Here is a 3,166-nt window from a genome sequence, read left to right as displayed (position 1 = left end):
GGAGTCTTGTTGTTCAGGCACGTAGCGTCATCATCCATCAACCCTCGCTGGCGTTGGGTGCGCCCGACAAGCATAAAAAGTTCGTGTGCAGGGTCGCGTGTGACAGGCTACACGTCTCGACAAGGCAACTTTGGGGTTTGTTAGGCGGCTTCGGTCGACACGAGAATCGCCCTCGTTGGGCAGGTTGTTGGGGTGGCATTTTTATGTTTCCGACTGACAATGCAAACGCCTGTATAAGTAGAGTTTATAGGTCTAGGGCTTGGCTTTCTGGCGACAGGAAAAACGCCTTAATAAGGGAAATAGATGGGTTACTATCTGCAAGCAGTTATTTGTAAAATAGGAGATGCCGAAACGTTTAAAAGTCGTTTTGAGCAGGCAAAAGAAGTTGAATTAGCTCAGGGTCTTTGTTTGATTCCTATTACTGAGGAATTGTTTGACCAACTAACTGACTCCACAGAATCTCCTGGCATTGGTCGTTTCGAGTACCTTAACCAAAAGATGGAGGACGCATTACTAATGTGCTTTCCTAAAGCTCACTTTGCTTATGTAGAAGCAGAGTATAATGGTGGTCAGGGCGCGCAAGAGGCAATTATTTGGCAGAATGGTAAGCGGACACAGATCTTGGATTCTGGGGATGGGCGTATTAACCAAGTTTTACAAAACTTTGGCGTTGTCGCCAGCAACGGGCACGATGAGTTTGACAGCCTTGGATTTGGTAGGCACCGATTCACCAAGTATTGGCTTGTTGAGGGGTCGTAACGTTCTCCATAGGGTAGCTTCCCTGTGACAAGCAGCACGTCTCGAGGGAGATTTTGCAGCCCAACCAAACGAGAGTGTAAAGGTTGGAACTTGTTCGTATTCAGTATATTTACTCGCTCATCCATCAGCCCTCGTGTGGTACTGTCTTCAAATCCAAGAAAGACCCTATAATTTTTTCAGGATCCGATCAATTCACCTATATTCGCTTTCTCAAGCACGTCCACTTGTGGCCGATGCCGTGTAGCCCCCTCCGTTGGGGCTACTTTTTTTTGTCCCTCATTCACATAATCGGCCACGTATTTCTCGTCCTTTTTCCACAGGGCGTAGATCAGCGTGAGCAGCTTCCGCTGCACGGCTACATAGCCTTTCATCTTCACTTTGGTCCGCTCAAAGACTCGTTCGTACAAGCCTACAAAAGGCTTCTGTTCATAACGAACCACCATCAGCGAAGCCATGTGTAAACCCCGCCGGATGCGGTGATTGCCCCGCTTGCTAATCCGAGTTTTACCCACTCGTTTGCCACTTTGGTTTTCCACTACGTCGTAGCCCGCGTAGCTGACCAATTGCCGTTGATTCTCGAATAGGGCAAATTCGTTAGTCTCGGTAATCAGGTTGGCTACCGTGAGTAAACCCACGCCCTTGATGAGGCAGATCTGTTCCACTTTGCGCTGCCATTCGGGGTTGTCATTGACGGCTTTGGCAATTAGCTTTTCACATTCAGTAATCTGCTTATCCAGCTCAGCAATGAGTTTACTCATCTGCTTTTTAACCTCTTTTGACTGGTACATGCCAATCTCTAGGCTCATCAGTTGATTAGCAATCTATGTTTTAAAATTCTGTAAGTCAATTTGTTGCCGGGTCAACTGGCGCAGTTTGTACATGGCTTCACTGATGGGTCGCCAGGCATCTACCGGCTGCTGACAGGCCATTGTAGCCAAGGCCTGAGCATCGACCCCGTCGGTTTTGGTTTTGATGCCCAGGGCCATTACATAGTGTTTGGCTTTCTGAGGCAGCACGACGCTCACCTGCGCTTGGCGGTGGTGAAGCGAAAGGGCTAACTGCTCATAATAGACCCCCGTCGCTTCCATCAGGTAGTGAGTAAGTAAGGTCTTATCTTTAGCGTGATGGTCAACCCAGCGGTGGAACTCGGCGACTCCGGCGGGAGTGTTGTTGAAGGAATGGGTGGCTTTGATTTTGATCCGCTGTGTCGAATCAATGGCACTGATGCAGGCGTAGAATTTTTCTTTGCCCATGTCGATACCGACCCCGTATTTTACGGCACTCAAGGCCTGTTGCATGTTGTTGGTTTTTAGGTGAAGGGTTTGTTTTTCCATTAACTTTCCCGATTTTGCACATGATGCTGGATCGTAGCTGTACTACGTCCTTAGGTACTGTTCAATCCACTGGAAAGGGTGGTGAGTAGGGCTAAGCCACGCAAGCTATGTCGTTCCTGAGGAGCGCATTTGCGTTGGGTACGTGCTTTTTCTACTCACCAATGGCTTTATTCAAAGTTGCACTTTTTTGATCTCAATAACTCAAAAGCGAAGATATGGGCGTTGGGTGCGCCAGACAGGTATAAAAATGAGTGTGGTCCATCGCTCCGGCGACAGGCCGCACGTCTCGGACAGGTAAGCTTTTTAGGCTTTCATTTTCAGCTTTCGGCTGACAGGGTAAACCCTTGTTTGGGGGCTGATAGATTTGGCAGGTCGCGTGTGACACAGGGAACGCCCCAGTTAGGCTGGTCTTAGTTTCCAGTTCGGGGTTTCGGCTGACAAATAGTACTTTAAGAATGGTAAAGTCTTTTTTTGTATTTCTCCTCGTTGCTGTTTTCTCATGTCAACCTCAGCAAAAGTTTGACAAAGAGAAATGGAATGAAGTTGGCGATTTGATGACTTTTCCCAACCGAAAGTACATGATTGATGACCTTACTCAGCATTATAACCTGAAAGGCAAAACCTACAAAGAGGTGATTGACCTTCTCAATCAGCCGCAAGACGGGCTTGATAGTACAGGTCAGATTGCTTACAATATCGACATTGATTACGGCGTGGAAGACCCTGTTTACTCAAAAAGGCTTATCGTCCACTTCTCAAAGGACTCCGTAGCCACTGGCTACCGTATCCATGAGTGGCGAAAGTAAAATGCTCCGCATGTGTCACCTGTCTTGCGACAGGTTGCACGTCCCGAGGGAGAGTTTGCAGCCCAACCTAATGAGGGTGTAAAGGTTGGGAGTCTTATTGTTCAAGGACGTAGTACTATCATCCATCAACCCTCATGGTCGTTGGGTGAACAGCCAAAAGCTGAAAAGCGTGTTTGTGGTCTCCGTGCGACAGGACGCTCGTCCCGAAGGCGGGCTGTTTAACTCGTTGGTCGGCTCCCGTTGACAAGCCAACCCCGGAGTTGGGAA

At 48.3% G+C, this 3,166-nt stretch carries 4 protein-coding genes; 2 read left to right on the top strand and 2 right to left on the bottom strand.

Annotated elements, in window-relative coordinates:
• Nucleotides 1-303 precede the first annotated feature (303 nt).
• Nucleotides 304-759, top strand: a complete 456-nt coding sequence (locus tag ACYVGR_RS32910) for a hypothetical protein (RefSeq protein WP_460964461.1) — start codon at nt 304-306, stop codon at nt 757-759.
• A gap of 176 nt (nt 760-935) precedes the next feature.
• On the opposite strand, the gene ACYVGR_RS32905 is transcribed toward ACYVGR_RS32910, so the two are convergent.
• Both ACYVGR_RS32905 and ACYVGR_RS32900 read right to left on the bottom strand, forming a co-directional pair.
• Nucleotides 936-1,565 (bottom strand): transposase, encoded by a 630-nt coding sequence (locus tag ACYVGR_RS32905; protein ID WP_460964459.1) that lies wholly within the window; start codon nt 1,563-1,565, stop codon nt 936-938.
• 15 nt (nt 1,566-1,580) lie between these two features.
• On the bottom strand, nt 1,581-2,093 hold the full coding sequence (locus ACYVGR_RS32900; RefSeq protein WP_460964458.1) for an IS110 family transposase: 513 nt from the start codon (nt 2,091-2,093) through the stop codon (nt 1,581-1,583).
• A gap of 455 nt (nt 2,094-2,548) precedes the next feature.
• Here ACYVGR_RS32900 and ACYVGR_RS32895 point away from each other — a divergent pair, with 455 nt between their 5' ends.
• Nucleotides 2,549-2,899, top strand: coding sequence for a hypothetical protein (locus ACYVGR_RS32895; RefSeq protein ID WP_460964456.1), 351 nt, complete (start codon nt 2,549-2,551; stop codon nt 2,897-2,899).
• Nucleotides 2,900-3,166 lie beyond the last annotated feature (267 nt).

This window comes from Spirosoma litoris, assembly GCF_054776755.1.
This window is presented reverse-complemented; position numbering and strand designations above follow the sequence as displayed.